The organism is Arthrobacter sp. BL-252-APC-1A, assembly GCF_009696625.1.
Taxonomy (GTDB): Bacteria; Actinomycetota; Actinomycetes; order Actinomycetales; family Micrococcaceae; genus Arthrobacter_B.
Genome location: NZ_VULS01000001.1, coordinates 426,445 through 446,043 on the forward strand (window position 1 = coordinate 426,445; position 19,599 = coordinate 446,043).

At 65.7% G+C, this 19,599-nt stretch carries 14 protein-coding genes and 1 tRNA gene; 6 read left to right on the forward strand and 9 right to left on the reverse strand.

From position 1 onward, the window contains the following. Nucleotides 1-42 precede the first annotated feature (42 nt). Nucleotides 43-1,050, reverse strand: a complete 1,008-nt coding sequence (locus FYJ28_RS01980) for a YeiH family protein (RefSeq protein WP_055241113.1) — start codon at nt 1,048-1,050, stop codon at nt 43-45. A 165-nt stretch (nt 1,051-1,215) separates the two neighbouring features. On the opposite strand from FYJ28_RS01980, the gene FYJ28_RS01985 reads away from it, so the two are divergent. Then, on the forward strand, nt 1,216-3,999 hold the full coding sequence (locus FYJ28_RS01985; RefSeq protein WP_154578088.1) for a cation-translocating P-type ATPase: 2,784 nt from the start codon (nt 1,216-1,218) through the stop codon (nt 3,997-3,999). Here the strand turns inward: FYJ28_RS01985 and FYJ28_RS01990 are convergent. Then, on the reverse strand, nt 3,971-5,410 hold the full coding sequence (locus tag FYJ28_RS01990; RefSeq protein WP_055241111.1) for an SDR family NAD(P)-dependent oxidoreductase: 1,440 nt from the start codon (nt 5,408-5,410) through the stop codon (nt 3,971-3,973). The two genes, FYJ28_RS01985 and FYJ28_RS01990, sit on opposite strands and share 29 nt — an antisense overlap. 109 nt (nt 5,411-5,519) lie before the next feature. Then, nucleotides 5,520-6,764, reverse strand: coding sequence for a glucose-1-phosphate adenylyltransferase (gene glgC, locus FYJ28_RS01995; protein WP_055241109.1), 1,245 nt, complete (start codon nt 6,762-6,764; stop codon nt 5,520-5,522). Between the two features lie 115 nt (nt 6,765-6,879). Here glgC and glgA point away from each other — a divergent pair, with 115 nt between their 5' ends. Next, nucleotides 6,880-8,076, forward strand: coding sequence for a glycogen synthase (gene glgA, locus FYJ28_RS02000; protein WP_326831447.1), 1,197 nt, complete (start codon nt 6,880-6,882; stop codon nt 8,074-8,076). A gap of 73 nt (nt 8,077-8,149) precedes the next feature. Here the strand turns inward: glgA and FYJ28_RS02005 are convergent, their stop codons facing one another. Next, nucleotides 8,150-10,246 (reverse strand): acyl-CoA dehydrogenase family protein, encoded by a 2,097-nt coding sequence (locus FYJ28_RS02005; RefSeq protein WP_154578089.1) that lies wholly within the window; start codon nt 10,244-10,246, stop codon nt 8,150-8,152. A 9-nt stretch (nt 10,247-10,255) separates the two neighbouring features. Then, entirely contained in the window at nt 10,256-11,011 is a 756-nt protein-coding gene (locus FYJ28_RS02010; protein WP_082413530.1) for a TetR/AcrR family transcriptional regulator, read from the reverse strand. Between the two features lie 73 nt (nt 11,012-11,084). Between FYJ28_RS02010 and FYJ28_RS02015 the strand changes: the two genes are divergently transcribed. The 4 genes from FYJ28_RS02015 (at nt 11,085) to FYJ28_RS02030 (ending at nt 15,935) form a co-directional block, all read left to right on the forward strand. After that, nucleotides 11,085-12,416, forward strand: a complete 1,332-nt coding sequence (locus FYJ28_RS02015; RefSeq protein ID WP_154578091.1) for an acetyl-CoA C-acetyltransferase — start codon at nt 11,085-11,087, stop codon at nt 12,414-12,416. A 2-nt stretch (nt 12,417-12,418) separates the two neighbouring features. Continuing rightward, nucleotides 12,419-13,759, forward strand: a complete 1,341-nt coding sequence (locus FYJ28_RS02020; protein WP_154578092.1) for a 3-oxoacyl-ACP reductase — start codon at nt 12,419-12,421, stop codon at nt 13,757-13,759. Nucleotides 13,760-14,010: 251 nt separating this feature from the next. Then, the gene (locus FYJ28_RS02025) at nt 14,011-14,676 is read left to right on the forward strand and encodes a MaoC family dehydratase (RefSeq protein WP_404319994.1); all 666 of its coding nucleotides are present in this window, start codon (nt 14,011-14,013) and stop codon (nt 14,674-14,676) included. A 23-nt stretch (nt 14,677-14,699) separates the two neighbouring features. Continuing rightward, nucleotides 14,700-15,935 (forward strand): kynureninase, encoded by a 1,236-nt coding sequence (locus FYJ28_RS02030; RefSeq protein WP_154578093.1) that lies wholly within the window; start codon nt 14,700-14,702, stop codon nt 15,933-15,935. Between the two features lie 38 nt (nt 15,936-15,973). On the opposite strand, the gene FYJ28_RS02035 is transcribed toward FYJ28_RS02030, so the two are convergent. The 4 genes from FYJ28_RS02035 to FYJ28_RS02050 all read right to left on the reverse strand — a co-directional run bounded on the left by FYJ28_RS02035 (nt 15,974) and on the right by FYJ28_RS02050 (nt 19,471). Continuing rightward, a complete protein-coding gene (locus tag FYJ28_RS02035; protein WP_154578094.1) occupies nt 15,974-16,384 on the reverse strand; it encodes a universal stress protein in 411 nt (136 codons plus the stop codon). Beyond that, nucleotides 16,377-17,846: an APC family permease gene (locus FYJ28_RS02040; RefSeq protein WP_442778562.1), complete on the reverse strand. Its 1,470-nt coding sequence runs from the start codon at nt 17,844-17,846 to the stop codon at nt 16,377-16,379. The genes FYJ28_RS02035 and FYJ28_RS02040 overlap by 8 nt, the downstream gene beginning before the upstream one ends. A 72-nt stretch (nt 17,847-17,918) precedes the next feature. Beyond that, complete coding sequence (locus tag FYJ28_RS02045) at nt 17,919-19,241, reverse strand: hemolysin family protein (protein WP_154578095.1); 1,323 nt, start codon at nt 19,239-19,241, stop codon at nt 17,919-17,921. Nucleotides 19,242-19,387: 146 nt separating this feature from the next. Next, a tRNA-Leu gene (locus FYJ28_RS02050) sits at nt 19,388-19,471 on the reverse strand. Nucleotides 19,472-19,599 lie beyond the last annotated feature (128 nt).

The following is a 19,599-nucleotide window of genomic DNA, read 5'->3' on the forward strand; positions in this document are numbered from 1 at the left end:
TTGAAGCCTGAGCCTAGGCCCGCGATCGCAGGACCAACAAGATCAGGCAGCAGGAACCAGCAGCACCGCGAGCAACAGGGCCGCGCCCACCAGCACCGCCCACGAGATAAGTCCGGCAGCTGCGGCCGGCGCGCCGGTCCGCGCGAGCCGGCGGAAGTCCACTGAAGCGCCCAGGCCAAACAGGGCTGCGGCAAACAGCAGTTCCTGGATCAAGGCAGCGGCCTCCAGGACGGACACCGGCAGGAGGCCTGTTGACCGCAGCAGCACAGCCGCCAGGAATCCGGCCACGAAGAGCGGAATCAGCGGAGGCATTTTCCCTTCTCCGCCGGAACGCCGCCGGTGCTGGAGACCCGCGAGTGCGCTGACAGGGGCGAGCATCAGGACCCGCACCAGTTTCACGACCACGGCCAGCGCGAGTGCTGCTGCACCCCCGGTTTGGGCTGTGGCAACTACCTGGCCGACGTCATGGACGGAAGCACCGGCCAGGAAGCCGAAGACCTCCGGTGTAAGGCCGAGCACCGCTCCCAAAACCGGCAGCACGGCAATCGCCAGAGTTCCGCAGAGGGTCACCATGGCCGCGGGAACAGCGGTTTGTTCCTGGCGCACCTGCCGAACTGCGGCCACGGCTCCGACGGCGGAAACTCCGCAGATGGAGAAACCCGCCGCCATGAGCACTGGTTGTTCCCCGGGGAGCCGGAAGGCCCGGCAGATCCAGTACGTGACCGCGAAGGCGAAGCCAACCAGGCCTACCAGAAGCAGGACTGTCAGCCAGCCAAGTCCTGCGATGTCCATCAGGGAGACCTTGAGTCCAAGGAGCACAATGCCCAGGCGCAGTAACTTCTTGGCGGAGAGCGCCAGCCCCGGGCGCCACGGTCCCGCGGACAGGGCAGCCGCGCCGGGCAGATTCCCTGCGAGCAGTCCAAGCACAACGGCGGCTGTCAGCACCGGAATGGCGGGGAGCAGCCGGTGCAGCACCAGGCAGACAGCTACGGCAGCAGCAGCGGCGGCGAGGCCTGGCAGTTTCGCGCGGAGCGCGGCGGGTTCGGGCATCCTCCAACCATCCCCGAGAAGCGGGTTCAATTCCACTTCACTCCTAGGGGCAGCAGCTGTATGTCAGGTACCCGCCCTCCGAAAGCACCGGGGCACTGCAGGGAACCACAGCCCCGTTGCTAAACTGATCCGGACCAGTTCGCCCTCCGAGCACAGGGGCAGCCCATGCAGAAGTTCAGCACTTCCGGGGCCGGCGAGCCGGTAACCGGCGCAGCCGACCCTCCCGTCCCCGAGCCGTGGACCGCCCCCGCCGCCGAGGTTGCCGCGGCGCTGGGGACCGACACGGCCACGGGGCTCACCGAGCAGCAGGTTGCCCGGCGGAGCGCGGAATACGGGGCCAACCAACTTGCCGGACGGCCGCCGGTCCCGGCCTGGCGGAAGATCCTGGCACTGCTGTCAGACCGCCTGATCCTGGTGCTGCTGGCAGCGGCTGCACTCAGCGCCGTCGTGTCCCGTGACCTCGAGACGCCAGTGGTGATCCTCGCCGTCGTTATCCTCAACACCTGCCTCAATTACGTCCAGGAACGCCGCGCCGAGAACAGCCTCGAAGCCCTGCGGCGCACTGATGTTGGCACCACACGCGTCCGTCGCGGCGGCAGCACCGCCACCATCCCGCGCACAGACCTGGTCCCGGGGGACATCGTGCTGCTGGAGGCCGGCGACTCCGTTCCCGCTGACGGCAGGCTTCTGGAGGCCGTGCGGCTGCAGGCCGCGGAGGCAGCCCTCACAGGGGAGTCCCAGCCCGTCAACAAGGACGCGGCGTCCGTACAGCCCGCGGATTCACCGGTGGCAGACCGGCACGGCATGCTCTACATGGGCACGGACATTAGCCGCGGCAGGGCCGTGCTGGTCGTGACGTCTACCGGGATGGGCACCCAGATGGGCAGAATCGCCCATCTGCTGGGAAGCACCGCCAATGAGAAAACCACACTCCAGCGAAGCATTGACCAGCTGGCAGCCCTGCTGACCTGGATTGCGCTGGGCGTGGTTGGACTGGTCTTTGTCCTTGGGCTGCTCCGCGGTGAAGACCTGAATACACTGCTGCTGACATCGGTGTCCCTGGCCGTGGCCACCATCCCGGAGGGCCTGACGGCCGTGGTTGCTTTCACCCTGGCCATGGGTGCCTCCCGGCTGGCGGCCCGCGGCGCGATTATCAAGCAGCTCTCCGCCGTCGAGACGCTGGGCGGGACCTCCCAGATCTGCACCGACAAGACCGGCACACTGACCCTGAACGAGATGACTGCGCGCCGGATCATTTCCGCAACCGGGCGGCGGTTCCGCGTCACCGGTACCGGCTACAGCGCGGAAGGCAAAATCCTCAGTCCCGACGGCGGGGAAGTGCCGGCGCTGACAGAAGCCTATCTGGCCATGGTCCTGTGCAATGACGCTTCGGTCACGGACGGTGTGCTTTCCGGAGACCCCACGGAAGGGGCGCTGGTGGTACTTGCCGAGAAAGGCGGTATTGACCCGGTCGGTGCCCGGGCGGAGCACCCCCGGATCGCTGAAGTCCCGTTCGACTCCGAGTACAAGTACATGGCCACCTTCAACACCAGTGAGCGCACTCCGGGGGACATCGTCTGCCATGTGAAGGGGGCACCCGGCGTCGTCCTCGACCTGTGTACGCAGGTGGCCGCACCGGAGGGCCTGGAACCCCTCACGCAGGAACGCCGCGATCTGCTTCTCGCGGAGGTGGAGGCAATCGCGGACTCGGGGCTGCGGACCCTGGCTGTGGCCGGACGGCAGCTCGCGCAGGCCCCTCCCGAAGACCCGGCAGAGCTGCGCAAAAGCGTTTCCGGGCTGGTGCTATTCGCCGTGGTGGGCATTATGGATCCGCCCCGCCGGGAGGCCCGGGACGCCATTGAGGAGGCCCGGTCCGCGGGCATTAAGGTCCACATGATTACCGGAGACCATCTGGTCACCGCTTCGGCGATCGCCAAGGACCTGGGCATACCGGGGGAGACCGTGTCGGGTTCCGCGCTGGATACGCTCAGCGACGAGGAGCTCCAGGAACTTGCCCCCAAGGTGGGGGTGCTGGCCCGAGTCTCACCGGAGCACAAGCTGCGGGTAGTGGAGGCGCTGCAGGCGGACGGGAGCGTCGTGGCAATGACGGGCGACGGCGTCAACGACGCCCCTGCGCTGAAACGGGCCGACATCGGCATTGCGATGGGCATCACTGGTACCGATGTTTCCAAGGGCGCTGCCCGGATGATCCTCACGGATGACAACTTCGCCACCATAGTTGCCGCGGTCCGTGAGGGACGGGGAATCTACGCGAACATCCTCAAGTTCGTCCGTTTCCAGCTCACGACGGCGTGGGGATTCGTACTCATTTTCCTTGCCGCCGCGACCTTTGGATTCGCCGGGGGAGCTCCTTTTACGGCCATCCAGATTCTGTGGGTGAACATCATCATGGATGGACCGCCGGCGCTTGCCCTTGGTGTGGACTCCACGGACCCGAAGGTGATGCGCAGCCCGCCGCGCAGGCCCCGGGAGCCGCTGCTGACCGGACAGCGCCTGTTCGGGCTGCTGGTTTCCGGCGCGGTCATGGCAGCGGGAACCTGCTGGGTGCTGGTCGCTGCGCCGGACATTTTCCCCGACGGTGCGGCTGCCGGGCCGGACTTCGCCACCACCATGGCGTTCACGACGTTTGTATTCTTCCAGGTGTTCAACCTGCTCAACGTCCGCAGCGAAACGTCATCACTGTTCTCCCTGCAGACGTTCACCAACCGGACCATCTGGTTCGCCCTCGGTGCCGTTGTGCTGCTTCAGATCCTGGTGGTGCAGCTGGGCGTGCTGGAAGAACTCTTTGACACCGTGCCCCTGACAAGTGACCAGTGGCTGTTCTGCATTGGTGTGGCCGCCGTGATCGTGGTGGTCTCCGAGCTCAGCAAGGGCATTGGCGCGCTGCGGCGCCGCCGCGCTACCAGGCAGACGGGCGGTAATCCTTGAGGAAAACGCCGTGGATGTCCTCGCCGGCCTCTCCCATAACGATCGGGTCATAGACACGGGCGGCACCGTCTACCAGGTCCAGGGGCGCGTGGAAGCCTTCTTCCGCAAGCCTTACCTTGGTCGGGTGGGGACGTTCGTCAGTGATCCATCCGGTGTCCACGGCCGTCATCAGGATTCCGTCCGTTTCAAGCATCTCTCCGGCGCTGGTGCGGGTGAGCATGTTCAGCGAAGCCTTGGCCATGTTCGTGTGCGGGTGTCCGGGCCCCTTGTAGCGTCGGGAGAACTGTCCCTCCATGGCGGAAACATTCACGATGTATTTCCGCCGCGCCGGCGCGGCGGCCATCGCAGGGCGGAGCCGGTTGACCAGCAGGAAGGGCGCCGTCACGTTGCACAGCTGCACCTCCAGCATTTCCAGCGGCTCAACCTGGTCCACTACCTGCGTCCAGGAATTGATCGGAGCCGTGTCCGGTACCAGGCCGCCGGCGTCGATGGCTGTTCCAGCCTCCAGCCGGGACAACGATGAGGATCCGGCGGTCAGTGCCAGGGAGGTGACGGCGTCCCCGGCCAGAACCGGGTGTGAAGCTACCGATCCGGCCAGCGCCGTGGGATGGGCGTTGTAGGTGTTGCCGAAGGTCACGAGTTCCGGCATGGCCGCGTTGGAGGGAAGTTCTTCGAGCTCGGCGTCCATGAGCGGCTGATAGGCGTTGGAGCTGCGCCGCACTGTCTGCGCGGCGTTGTTGATGAGGATGTCCAGCGGGCCCGCTGCGGCCACGGCATCAGCCAGGGAAATCACCTGGGCGGGATCGCGCAGGTCGATTCCCACAATCTTCAGCCGGTGCAGCCAGTCGGCAGAGTCCTCCATCGCGGCGAAACGGCGGGCGGCATCCTTCGGGAAGCGGGTGGTGATCGTGGTGTGCGCGCCGTCGCGCAGCAGCCGGAGGGCAATGTACATGCCGATCTTTGCCCGCCCGCCCGTCAGGAGTGCCCGGCGTCCGGTGAGATCAGTCCGGGCATCCCGCTTGGCGTGGCTGAACGCCGCGCATTCGGGGCAGAGCTGGTGGTAGAACGCATCCACCAGGGTGTAGGGCTGCTTGCAGATGTAGCAGTTCCGCGGCTTCAGCAGGGTACCGGCAGACGGACCGTGTGCGGAGCTGCGCAGCTGCGCACCCCTGGTCTCGTCGTCAATGCGGTCGGGGGCACCGGTAGCCGTGCGTGCCACGACGGCGCGGTCTGCCTCGGCGACTGCGTCCCGCTTGGCCACCTTCCGGTGCTTCTTGACGGCCTTGAACATTTTGGCTGTGGCCCGGCGTACGGCCACATGGTCCGGATGGTCCTCATCCAGGGCATGGATGGTGGACAGGACCCGAAGGCAGGTGCTGAGGTCTTCGGGGCTGAGGTCTGTGCTGCTCATGGATCACGTTTCTGCGGTGGGTCCGCCGGGGGGCGCACGGCGGAGGGCAAACTGGTGCACCTCGACCTTACCGCTAACGGGACTGCGACCTGCTATCGGGCGGTCCGGGTCACTCCACGCGTACGGTCTGTCCTTTGCTGATGACCGTCAGTCCGGACGCCGTGACCGTGTAGCCGCGGGCCAGGTCCAGTTCGCGGTCCACACCGATAGTCCCGCCGGGCGGGATCTGGACAAACTTGTCTACGATGGCACGGCGGACGACCGCTCCCGCGCCAACCCGCACGCCGTCCATGATTACACTGTCACTGACGGTGGCACCCGCATCCACGTAAACGTCATGGCCCAGCACGGATCCGCTGACGCTTCCGCCCGAAATTACTGCACCGTTGGCCACGATCGAATCCACCGCGGTCCCGGGCTGGGACGAGGAATCCCGAACGAACTTTGCGGGCGGGGAAATGCTCTGCCGGGTGTAGATGGGCCACTGCAGGTTGTACAGGTTGAAGGACGGGACCGGGGAAATCAGGTCCATGTGCGCGTCGTAGTAGGAATCCAGGGTACCTACGTCACGCCAGTAGCGCTGGTCCCGTTCGGTGGCCCCGGGAATGATGTTCTCGGTGAAGTCGTAGACGTTTGCCTGGCCCCGTTCCACGAACCACGGGATGATGTCCCCGCCCATGTCGTGCTTGGTGATCAGGCGTTCCGCGTCCACCCGCAGGGCTTCAACCAGTGCGTCAGTGGTGAAGACGTAGTTGCCCATGGACGCCAGGAAGCTCCCGGGATCATCCGGCAGTCCGGGCGTGCTGGAGGGCTTCTCGACGAACGCCGCGATCCGGCCCGGATCGGAGGGATCAGTTTCAATCACGCCGAACTGGTCCGCCATGGCCAGCGGCTGCCGGACGGCAGCAACGCTGCACGGGGCTCCGGAGGCAATGTGGGCTTCCACCATCTGGGAAAAGTCCATCCGGTAGACGTGGTCCGCACCGATCACGACGACGATGTCCGGCCGCGCGTCGTCGATCAGGTTCATGGACTGGAACAGCGCATTGGCGCTGCCCAGGAACCAGCTCTTGCCCACCCGCTGCTGCGCGGGAACCGAGGCAACGTAGTTCTGGAGCTGCGTGGACAGCCGCCAGGTCTCTGAGATGTGCCGGTCCAGGCTGTGCGACTTGTACTGGGTCAGCACGACTATCTGCAGATAGCCGGAGTTGACCAGGTTCGACAGCGCGAAATCAATGAGCCGGTACTTGCCGGCAAAAGGCACCGCTGGTTTCGCCCGGTCAGCGGTAAGCGGCATAAGCCGTTTACCCTCGCCTCCTGCGAGCACTACGGACAGGACTTTCTTCGGTGCCATGTGTCTGCTCCTGACTGCTCCCGGGTTGCGGGAGAAACTGTTTTGCCTTGCCGGACTGGAAGCTTGCTGTCCATCACACTAGATCACCACGCGTGATGTGCACTACGTTGATCAAGTGCGAGTAGATATCGTTTCCAAGGAATTTCCCCCTGAGATCTACGGCGGGGCCGGAGTGCACGTCGCTGAACTCAGCCGTGTGCTGGCCAGCCGGGTTGACCTGCAGGTTCATTGTTTCGGTGCGCCCCGGGAGGCCGATTACCACGGCGCCCGGGTCCAGGCATATCCGGTGCCGGCGGAGCTTGGCGCTGCCAATGCGGCGGTGCAGACGCTTGGCACCGACCTGGACATGCTGCAGGGGCTGGCGGGCACGGACCTGATCCATTCGCACACGTGGTACGCCAACATGGCCGGCCACCTGGGCTCACTGCTGTACGGCGTACCCCACGTCCTGAGTGCGCACAGCCTGGAGCCGCTGCGGCCCTGGAAAGCCGAACAGCTCGGCGGCGGTTATGCCTTGTCCTCCTGGGTGGAGAAGACAGCCTACGACGCCGCTTCCGCCATCATTGCCGTCTCCGAGGGGATGCGGAAAGACATCCTGCGCGCCTATCCGGAGGTCACACCCGGCAAGGTCCGGGTGGTGCACAACGGGATCGACACGGAGCAGTGGCGCCCCGAGCATGATCCGCAGGCAGTCCGCGCCCTGGGTATCGACCCCGATGCGCCGTCCGTGGTGTTCGTCGGACGCAACACGCGGCAGAAGGGCGTTCCCTACCTGCTTCGGGCCGCGGCCCTGCTGCCTGCCGGCGTCCAGGTTGTCCTGTGCCTGGGAGCGGCGGACACCCCGGAGCTGGCAGCTGAAACGGCAGTACTGATCGAGGAGCTCACCCGCTCCCGCACCGGCGTCGTGGTCATTGAGCGCATGCTGCCGCGCAGTGAACTCATTCGGGTGCTCAGTTCCGCAACAGTCTTTGCCTGCCCGTCCATCTATGAACCGCTGGGAATCGTGAACCTGGAAGCCATGGCCTGCGGTACCGCCGTCGTCGCCAGTGCCACTGGCGGCATTCCGGAAGTCGTCGACGACGGTGTGACGGGTCTTCTGGTACCGATCGAACAGGTGCAGGACGGAACCGGAACTCCGCTGGATCCCGAAGTCTTCGTCCGTGATTTCGCCGCGGCACTGACGGTTGTCGTCACAGACCCGGAACGCGCCCGGGAGATGGGGGAGTCCGGCAGGCAGCGTGCCGCCCGGCACTTCTCCTGGGATGCCATTGCCGAGGCGACCCTGAAGGTCTACCGGTCAGTGCTTCCCTAAGGATCCTTCCGAGCTGAACAAGCGAAAGACCCGGCATCCGATGCCGGGTCTTTCGCTTTCGAAGCCGCGCCTGTCAGCGCTTGCCCTTTTCGGCCTGCTTCCTGCGCTGGATCAGGATCTTCTCGTCCACCGGTGCAGCTCCGGAGGCCCGGAGCAGCCGCTGGTACTCCATTGATTCATCCTGGCGCTCCTTTTCGGCGCCCGTGGCGACGGCGGCACGCAGGTGCTCAGGCCCGTAGCCGAAGGCATTGACCAGGTCCATGGCATGCGGCCGGATCTTGGCGAGCAGGCGGTTGATGTACTCACCAAGCGTCCGGGCACGCTGTGAGGACAGCCGGCCGTGCATCAGGTACCAGGACAGGTTCTTCTCGATCAGGCCCAGGCCAAAGAGATCGCGCAGCCACGTCACCACCTGACGGGTTCCTTCGTCCTCAATGCGCTCCAGGCCGCGGGTGAATGCTTCCCACTGCAGCAGCTCGGCGTGTGCACGCGCGGCTTCGATGAGATCGTGCTGGTTCCGGTTGAACACAGCGGCGGCCTCGGCCTTGGGCAGCTTGCGGGCCTTCTGCAGCTCGCCGGCAACCTCGGCAACCATCGTGGCCACCCGGTCAGCCAGCAGGTCGTGCTGGGTGCGGGGATCGCGCAGCGCGATGGCTGACTTCTTCTCCGAACCGGTGTCGGCCACTGTCTGCACGATCTGCCGCAGGCCGGAACGGTGGAAGGTCCGCTCCGTCGCCTGTCCCACTACGTAGCGCGCCAGCACGCCGAAGTCGGCACCCTGGAACTCCTTGGCGTAGTCGGCCAGGAGCCGCTTGGCCACCAGCTGGAGGAGCACCGTGTTGTCACCTTCGAAGGTTACATAGATGTCCAGGTCCGAGCGCAGCGCGGTGAGCCGGTTTTCGGCCAGGAATCCGGCACCGCCGGTGGCCTCGCGGCATTCCTGCAGGGTGTCCAGCGCGTGCCAGGTGGAGAGCGACTTCAGGGCAGCGGCGAGCGTTTCAAGGTCCTGGCGGTTCTCGTCGGTGTCATCGGCTCCGGAGAACACATCGTCGAACTTGGCCAGCAGCTCGTCGTGCGCGAAGGACGCCGCGTAGGTGGTTGCAAGCAGGGGGAGCAGGCGACGCTGGTGCTGCTGGTAATCCATCAGCACCTCCTCCACCGTGTCCGAGGCGCCGTTGAACTGGCGCCGTTCAGTGGCGTACTTAATGGCAATGTTCAAGCCTAGCTTCGAGGCGGCAACCGCAGCACCGTCCAGCGATACCCGGCCCTGGACCAGGGTGCCGATCATCGTGAAGAACCGCCGGCCCGGGCTCTCGATGGAAGAGGTGTACGTGCCGTCTTCGGCAACGTCTCCGTAGCGGTTCAGAAGGTTGGTGCGCGGGATCCGGACGTTGGAGAAGTGCAGCCGGCCGTTGTCGATTCCGTTCAGGCCGCCCTTGACGCCGTCGTCCTCTCCGCCGACGCCGGGAAGGAAACCGTTCTCGTCGCGCAGCGGAACGTAGAAGGCGTGCACGCCGTGGTCCACGCCCTTGGTAATGAGATGTGCAAAGACAACGGCAGCCTTGCCGTTCACGGCGGCGTTGCCGATGTAGTCCTTCCACGCAGCACGGAACGGAGTATTGATGATGAACTCCTGTGCCGCCTCGTCGTATTCGGCGGTGGTGGCAATACTGGAGACATCCGAACCGTGGCCGGTTTCGGTCATCGCGAAGCAGCCGGGGATTTCAAGGCTCATGATGCCCGGCAGCCACTTCTCATGGTGTTCGCGGTTGCCCAGGTGCAGGACTGCGGAGCCGAAGAGGCCCCACTGGACGCCGGCCTTGATCTGCAGGGAAGGATCGGCCACAACCAGTTCCTCGAACCCGGCGATGTTCCCGCCGTGGTTGTCCTGTCCGCCAACGTAGGCCGGGAAGGCGCGGTGGACGGCATCGGCGTCCACCAGGATCTTCAGCTGATCCATAACCCGCAGCCGGTGCTCCGTGTGGGTCAGGCCGGCCGGGGTGTGCAGCGCGTCGGTGCCGGCGAGCTTTCGGGCCTGGAGCCGAATATCCTGCCACTTGCCCAGCAGGGCACGGCCGAGTTCCTCGACGTTGACCGTCGCCGAGTCGTCTTCGCGGATGACGGTGCTGGGGGGAAGCTGGCGCTGCGGGGTAGAGACTGATTGCGTCATTGCGTGTCCTTACTGGTCGGCGTTCGGCGCTGCGGAGGAATCCCCGCGGCTGCCATGCGCAGTGGTGGGTTCAGAAGCATCGGTGGTGTTGCGGGCGGGGGTGTCCCAGCCGATTCCGTCGAACAGCCATGCAGTCAGCTGGTCCGTCATTTCGGCTTCCGTGGGACGGTCGGGCTCGGGCGTGGCAAGCCACCGCTCTCCGGCTGCCCGAACCATGCCGAGAGCGGCTATGGGCCAGAAACCGGCTGCGGCCTGGGTCATCGAGCCGGAATCATGCCCTTCCAGGTACGCCTGCACGGCGTGGTCCATCATCTTGCTGATGTTGGCGAAGAAGTGTGAAAGCGCGACGGCGACGCCGGGTTCGCTGGTTCCCGGCGCTTCTCCGGCTGCGGAGCCGGTAACGAACGCGTACACGTTGGGGGAGGTCTGCGCCATCTGCAGGTACGCGGAGACCATGGCGCGCAGGCCCGAACGCGGTGAATCGGCACTGCGTCCGGCCGCGAGGATCTTGTCCTGCATCTGGTTGATGACCACTTCTCCCATGGCCTGCTGCAGCCCGGATTTGTCTCCGAAGTACCGGTAATACACGGACTTGGAGGTTCCGGAGGAGGCAGCGATCTCCTCCATGGAGGCCTGGGCGCCCAGGGTGTGCACGGCCCGGCGGGCAGCCCGGATCAGGGCCGTGCGGCGCTCGGTGCGGTGCGCTTCCCAGCGGACGGAGCGGCCGTCCTGGGAAGGTGTGTCTTGTTTCACTGCGGTGTTCACGATACTCAGCGTATCAGGTACGGTGGGTTACAGTAACTCTCGTCACACCACGACCCCCCAAGGAGACTGACGAATGGCTGCATCATCCACGTCCGCGCCGGCACCCGCCCCCGGCACCGGACCTGCCGTCCGCAACGCCGTCGTAATTGGCGGCAACCGCATTCCCTTCGCGCGCTCCGGCGGTGCCTACGCCCACAGCTCCAACCAGGACATGCTGACCGCTGCCCTGGACGGGCTGGTAGCCCGGTTTGGCCTCCAGGACGAGAGGATCGGCACCGTCGCTGCCGGCGCCGTCCTGAAGCACTCCCGCGATTTCAACCTCACCCGGGAAGCCGTTCTCGGCTCGGCACTGTCGCCGGAAACCCCCGCCTACGACGTCCAGCAGGCCTGCGCCACCGGACTTGAAACCGTGGTCTCGCTGGCCAACAAGATCAAGCTCGGACAGCTCGACTCGGCAATTGCCGGCGGCGTCGACTCTGCCTCCGACGCACCAATCGCAGTCAGTGAAGGACTTCGGCGGGCACTGCTGGACCTGTCCCGGGCCAAGACCACCAAGCAGAAGCTGGCTGCCATCGCCAGGATCCGGCCGAAGGATCTCGCGCCCAACGCACCCACCACGGGGGAGCCGCGCACCGGACTGTCCATGGGAGAACACCAGGCGCTGACCACCGCCCAGTGGAAGATCACGCGTGAGAGCCAGGACGAACTGGCCTACAACAGCCACCGCAACCTTGCAGCAGCCTACGACCGCGGGTTCTTCGACGACCTCATCACTCCATACCGCGGACTGTCCCGGGATTCGAACCTGCGCGCGGACACCTCCATGGAAAAGCTCGCCAAGCTCAAGCCCGTCTTCGGCCGTGCCCTCGGCGACGAAGCCACCATGACCGCCGGCAACTCCACGCCCCTGACCGACGGAGCTTCCGTCGTCCTGCTTGGTTCCGAGGACTACGCACGCGAACACGACCTGCCGATGCTGGCCAACATCGTTGACGCTGAAGCCGGCGCGGTTGACTTCGTGCACGGCCGCGACGGCCTGCTGATGGCTCCTGCGTTCGCCGTTCCGCGCCTGCTGTCCCGCAACAACCTCACCTTCGCGGACTTCGACTTCTTCGAAATCCACGAAGCCTTCGCCGGAACTGTCCTCAGCACCCTGGCCGCCTGGGAAGACGACGAGTTCTGCCGCACCCGCCTGGGCCTGGACGCCCCGCTGGGCAGCATCGACCGGAGCAAGCTGAACGTCAACGGCTCCTCGCTGGCTGCCGGACACCCGTTCGCCGCCACCGGCGGGCGAATTGTTGCCTCGCTGGCCAAGATGCTGGCCGAGAAGGGATCCGGCCGCGGCCTGATTTCCATCTGTGCAGCCGGCGGGCAGGGCCTCGTCGCAATCCTGGAGGCACGCTGATTATGACGGACACCTACCTCTCGCTGGTCAACTCCGGCCTGACCAAGGAAATCGCCAAGAAGCTGGGGCTGCCCCGCCCGGCGATACTGCGGCGCTACGATCCCTCCAAACCCCTCATCCCCGGGCCGGTTCTGGTCCTGGGCAAGGGTGAAACGGCAGATTCGCTCTCCTCGCTGCTCCTCTCGTGGGACCAGGACGTCCGCAGGCACGCAACGCCCAGGGAAAAGCTCGGGGCAATCCTGATGGTGCTCGATGAGGCGGCAACACCCGAGGACCTCGGAGCCGTCAGCCTCGACGCCGGGGCCAGCCTGCGGGACCTGGCGGCCGGCGGGCGGATCGTGACCGTGTCCCGGCCAGCTGCAGAGGCCCAGGACCCGGCTGCCGCGGCCGCCCGGCAGGGCGTGGACGGCACCCTCCGCTCCCTCGCCCACGAACTCCGCGGCGGGGCCACCGCCAACGGGATAGTGCTCGCCAACGGCACCGATGCGTCCGCGCCTTCAGTTGCCGCCGCCCTGCACTTCCTGCTGTCGGGCCGCAGCGCCTACGTCAGCGGGCAGTTCATCACCGTCGGCTCGGCTGCCGGTGAGATCCCGCAGGACTGGAACGCTTCCCTGGCGGGCAAGACAGCCGTCGTCACCGGCGCAGCCCGCGGCATTGGCGCATCCATTGCCCGTGTGCTGCACCGCGAAGGCGCCAGTGTAATCGTGGTGGATGTTCCTGCCGCAGGTGAGCAGCTTGCGGCCGTCGCCAACGAAATCCACGGCACCGCCCTGCAGGTGGACATCACCCGCGACGACGCCGCCGACAGGATCCTGGCCCACGCCGCCGAACGCTACGGCAGGCTGGACATTGTCATCCACAACGCCGGAATCACGCGGGACAAGCTGCTGGCCAACATGGATGCCTCCCGCTGGGATTCAGTGATTGCCGTCAACGTCGCATCTCAGCTGCGGATGAACTCCCGGTTCCTGGAGTCGGAAACGTTCAGTCCCGACGGGCGGATCGTCTCCCTGGCCTCTACCAGCGGCATTGCCGGCAACCGCGGCCAGACCAACTACGCCGCTTCGAAGGCCGGCATCATCGGCATGGTCCGTGCAACCGCGCCGCTGCTGGCCCCGCGCGGCGGCTCGATCAACGCCGTCGCCCCAGGCTTTATCGAGACGGATATGACGGCGCGGATGCCCGCCCTCACCCGCCAGGTGGCCCGCCGGCTGTCCAGCCTGCAGCAGGGCGGGAAACCCGTGGACGTGGCGGAAGCGATTGCCTTCCTCGCCTCTGACGCCGCAGCAGGCGTCAACGGACAGGTCCTGCGGGTCTGCGGGCAGAATATGGTGGGGGCATGAGCGTCCAGGAACTCGAAGCCATCCCGGCGCTTGGCCGCCTCTACCTCACCGCTGCTTCAAACGCCGCGCGCAGCCGCATCTCGCCGTCCTCGGCCCCCAAGGAGCTCCCCGCGGCACGGCATACCGTGCACGGGGCGCGGGTGGACCTTTCCAGGCTGAGTGAGTTCCAGCGGCTGGTAATGCACTCTGCACAGGACACCCTCCCCTCGGGCTACGTCCACACGTTCGCGTTCCCCGTGGCCATGAGCGTCATGGCGCGCGAGGATTTCCCGCTGCCGCTGCTGGGACTGGTCCACCTGCGCAACGAGGTGCAGCATTTCCGACCCATCCACTACTCAGAGCCGCTGACCGTAACGGCCTGGGCAGAGAACCTGTCCGGACACCGTGCCGGCACCCAGGTGGACCTCATAGCTGAAGTCCGTGCCGGGGACGAGGTTGTCTGGACCGGACGATCGGTCTATCTGGCCAAGGGCGTGTTCCTGCCCAGGTTCGACCGGCCTGTGTCAACGGGGGAACGGACGGAGTTTGTTCCCCCGCTTCCCACCGCCCAGTGGCGCCTTGGAGCAGACGCGGGACGGAACTATGCCAGGGTTTCCGGCGACTTCAACCCCATCCACCTCAGCGCCCTGTCCGCGAGGGCGCTGGGACTGAAGCGCTCGATCGCCCACGGCATGTACATGGCCTCGCGCGTCATCGCAGAAACAGGTCCTGCCGTGCAGGAACCGTTCGAGTGGAGCATCGGCTTTGAGTCGCCGGTCTTCCTGCCTGCCTCCGTCAGCGTCCGCATCTCGGATGCCGGCGCCCCGGGGGAGCGCGGGACCACGAGTTTCCAGGGCTGGAACCAGCGCAGCCGGCGCCGGCACTTCCACGGCTGGGCGCGTCCGATTCCTGTGGGTGCCCCGTCCGAAGCGGGCTAGGCACGGCTGCTAAAGTTCCGGCCATGAGAACAACATCGCGCCTTGCTCACCGTGCCGCTGAACTGGACGCCGCTGATCCACTGTCCGGTCTGCGCGCGCGTTTCCTTGGCCACGATGATCCGGATGTGCCGGCCTACCTGGACGGTAATTCCCTGGGCCGGCCGCTGGCTGCCACGCTGGAACGGCTGAACAAGTTCGTTCGAAACCAGTGGGGCGGCCGGCTGATCCGTGGATGGGACGAAAGCTGGCTTGAACTGCCCCGCAGGCTCGGAGACGAACTGGGCCGCACTGTCCTTGGCGCGGCCCCGGGCCAGTGTGTTGTTGCGGACTCAACCACCGTCCTGCTCTACAAACTGGCCCGTGCCGCTGTCGAGGCAGGCGGCGACCGCACTGAAATCGTGCTGGACCGGGACAACTTTCCCACCGACCGCTACATCATGGAGGGCATCGCCGCCGAGTGCGGCCTTACCCTGCGCTGGGCAGAAGCGGATTACGACGGCGGGGTCTCACCCGAGGCGGTTGCGGAGGTCATCGGACCGCGGACGTCGCTGGTGGTCCTCAGCCATGTCGCCTACCGTTCCGGATACATCGCCGACGTTCCGGCCATCACGGACCTGGTCCACCGTGCCGGCGGGCGCGTGCTCTGGGACCTTTGCCATTCCGCCGGCTCCGTGCCGGCGGAGCTCGATGCCTGGAACGTGGATTATGCCGCCGGCTGCAGCTACAAGTACCTGAACGGCGGACCCGGCGCACCTGCGTGGGCCTATGTGGCCGCCCGGCACCAGGCGGACTTCCGCCAGCCCATCCAGGGGTGGCTGGGGGCGGGAGACCCGTTCGGCATGGCCCGGGATTACGTTCCGGCAGCCGGCATCCAGCGCGTGGTCTCCGGCACACCGCCGATTATGGGGATGCTGGCCATACAGGACATGGTGGCACTCATAGGGGAAGCCGGTAGGGACGCGGTGCGGGCGAAGTCCGAGCTATTGACGGGCTTCGCAGTCGACGCCTTCGATGAAGTCCTGGCCCCGCTTGGCGCTGTGCTGGCCTCTCCGCGGGATCCTGCCCGCAGGGGCAGCCACGTCACCGTCGACCATCCCTCCTTCAGGGAGGTCACAGCGAGATTGTGGGACCAGGGGATCATCCCCGATTACCGCAATCCAAACGGTATCCGGCTCGGCCTGTCACCGCTGTCCACGTCCTTCGCGGAAACCTGGACCGGCATCGAAGCCATAGCTGCGGAGCTTGGGTCCAGGGCATAACCGCATTCGTACCTGGGGCCGCGAAGTCCGGTGCCTGGCTACTGCCCCGCCTTGACGCACAGGACCGGGCACGGTGCCTCGATCAGCACACGCTGTGCGGTGCTGCCCAGGAGGAGTTTCCCGACCGGTGTCCGGTGCCTGAGCCCAACGACGATCAGACGGCCATCCATGTGCTCCGCCGCCCGAAGGATCTCATCTGCAGGGTCATAGTCGCCTTCCGGGTGGATGATCTCGAAGTCCTGCCCCGAAGCCCGGAGCTCCGCGGTGATGAGCTCCAGTTCGGTAGTGGCATCATCCCCGTGGCTGTGACCGTGTCCCAGGCCGCGGCCGGTGGTGCGTACGTTGACGATCAGCAGCCTGTCCTCCTGCAGCTTGGCTTCGCGGCGGGCGTGCGAAAGTGCTGCTGCTCCCTCAGGTGCGGGGACGTAACCAACTATGACGCTAGCCATGGAGTTCCTCCGGATCCGTAAAACGCGTGCGCTTGGCCTTGACCGCGCGGTTCCACAGCCAGGTGAAGAACCAGAGCACCACGCCGATTGCCAGCAGGACCCCGGCGATCTGGTACTCGATCGGGTCCTGCGCCCACGGTCCGATCAGGAAGGCGCAGCTGAGCGCTCCCACCCACGGCATGATGCCGGGGGAGCGGAACGTCCTGCGGGTCTGCCCCGGAGATTCACCCTCGACGGGGTCCGGCGGTGATTTTCGGAGCACCAGGCAGGCTATGTTCACCACCGTGAAGACGCAGAGCAGCAGCAGCGCTGTGGTGCCGCCAAGAGCCGAAACCGTTTCCGGTCCCATGGCGTTCGTGACCAGGATAATCAGGCCGATCGCCAGGATGGTCGTGAAGACGATCGACGCCCAGGGAGTCCGCCGGCCCGGCAGCACGAGTGCCAGCAGCCGCGGCAGGACCTCCTGCCTGGACATGCCGTACAGCAGGCGGCTGGCCATCAGCATGTTGATCAGCGCTGTGTTGGCCACGGCGAAGATGGAGAGGAACGGGTAGAACACATCAATGGGGAAGTCCGGCGCACCGGTCTGCACCACTTCCAGCAGCGGAGTCTGGCTTTCGGACAGTGTCCCTACCGGCACCACGGCCACGGCGGCGATGGACACCAGGAGATAGATGAACACCGTGATGCCCAGTCCGGTGAGCATGACCTTGGGGAAGATGCGGGCCGGGTCCCTGGTCTCCTCGGCCATGTTGACCGAGTCTTCGAAGCCGACCATGGAGAAGAACGCCAGCGACGTCGCCGCGGTCAGTGCCAGGAAAATCGACTTTCCGCCTTCCGTTTCGAAGACGACCACGCGGGAGAAGTCCACGTTGCCCTGGCCCATCGCCCAGAAGCCGATCCCAATGACGATCAGCAGCCCGGTCAGCTCCACCACCGTCAGGAACAGGTTGAATTTGATGCTCTCGCCTACACCGCGCAGATTGACAAGGGCCAGCAGCAGCATAAAGCCGACTGCAATTGCAGTGACGCCAAACTGGCCCCATCCCAGGTCGAAGCCCACCAGGAAGTTCTCCGCCAGGAACTTCGCTGCTGTAGACGCCGAGGTGATGCCGGAGCAGAGGACCGCGAAAGTCACCAGGAACGTGACGAAGTGGATGCCGAACGCCTTGTGCGTATAGAGGGCAGCCCCCGCCGCCTGCGGATACTTGGTAACGAGCTCCAGGTAGGAAAGCGCAGTGATCGTTGCCACGGCAAAGGCAATCAGGATAGGCGCCCAGGCAGCCCCGCCGATCTCGCCGGCTATTCGTCCGGTCAGGGCATAGACCCCTGTGCCCAGAATGTCTCCGATGATGAAAAGCAGCAGCAGCTTGGTCCCCATGACCCTTTTAAGCTGCGGTCCGTCTCCGGGCCGCGGCGCGCCGCTGGTAGCCGTTCCCTCGCCTCCGCCGGGTGCGCTCATGCCCGGTATTCTGCGCGCGTTTGGAGTGGACCTGCAATGCGCCCTGCTGATTTCCGCGTGGCGGAGGGGCAATCAGCCGCCGGCTGCCGGACCAGGCTGGGAAGCCGGCAGGTCCGGCACCACACGAACCGTGCGGATCCGGTGGTGGTCGACGTCGAGCACCCGCAGCCTGCCGCCGGGTGCCGGAACAGTGTCCCCGGGCTCTGCCATCCGGCCGAGCTGGTCGAGAATGTAGCCCGCCACAGTCTCGTACTGGCCCTCCGGTAGCTGCATCCCGGTGAGCCGGTCGAACTCCTGGAGGATCAGTCCGCCGTCGACCACCAGCTCGCCTTCGAGTGCAACGTGCTGGTCTTCCGGGTCCTTACCCGTGTCGTACTCGTCGTAGATCTCGCCCACTACCTCTTCCACAAGGTCCTCGAGCGTAACGATTCCGTCGGTGCCGCCGTATTCATCGGCGACGACCGCAATGTGGCTGTTCTCCCGGCGCATCCGTGACAGTGAGGGGACGACCGTCGCCGTGCCCGGAAGGAACAGGATGGGCCGGGCAATTTCTGCCAGCAGCATGTCCCCGGCCACCTCCGGGTCCTGCGCCAGAAGGTCACGGACGTGGACAAATCCCAGGACGTCATCCGGGGAATCGCCGATCACCGGATACCGGGAGTACGGGCGGACATGCACCCTCTCCCGGGCCTGGGCCAGTGTCAGGTCCGCGGGAAGGAATTCAACCTGGGGACGCGGACGCATAACTTCCTGCAGCAGCCGCTGCCCCGCCCCAAAGACGTCTGCGAGGATGCTCCGGCTCTCGTCGGCCAGCACTGGACTGGCTTTCACCATCTCCAGGAGCTCCTGCTGCGAGACGGGAACGTTCTTGAGGTCCGGATCCCCACCCAGGGCACGGACCACGCCATTGGTCGATACCGAAAGCAGCTTGATAACTGGACGCATGACCGCGGCGAACACTGCCAGCGGCGGCGCCAGTGCCCGGACAAATCCTTCCGCGTTCTGCATGGCCAGCCGCTTGGGCACCAGCTCGGAAAAGACGAGGGATAGGTAAGCCACTACAAGCGTCATGGCGATGAACGCCGTGGTCTGCGCCGCCGCAGCACCCAGGCCCCAGCTTTGAAGCACGGGGGACACGGCGGGTGCCAGGGCCGAAGCACCATACGCTGCGGAGAAGAATCCCGAGAGCGTAACCCCGATTTGGATGGCTGAAAGGAACAGATTGGGGTTGCGGGCCAGGTCAGCGATTCTCGCACCGCGCTTTCCCGACCCCTCCAGCCGGAGAATTTGCCCTTCGCGAAGGGAAACAAGCGCCATCTCCGCCCCGGCGAAAACGCCTCCGAGCAGGATGAAGAACAGCACCAGAATGACGTTCAGGAGCGCGCTGCCGTCCATATGGCGAGGGTACCAAGGGGGGAGGCCCGCGCACAGCAGCCAGGCGTTCAAGCCGGTGTGACGAGACGCACACACGCAATTGGAGACAAAAAATGCCCCCGGTCCGTAGACCGGGGGCATCCTCGATATCCTGGGACATCGATTTGTGCGCGGAGGGGGACTTGAACCCCCACCCTCAATAAGAGGACTAGCACCTCAAGCTAGCGCGTCTGCCATTCCGCCACCCGCGCTTAGGTGTCTTCCGAAGAGCGGTTTTTTGTTCCGTTTCTTCGTTTGCAACGGGAAAAACTCTAACACGGTTTCTGCGAGAACAACGAATCGGCAGAACCCGGGCCCAGTATTACGGGACTTGCTGCGG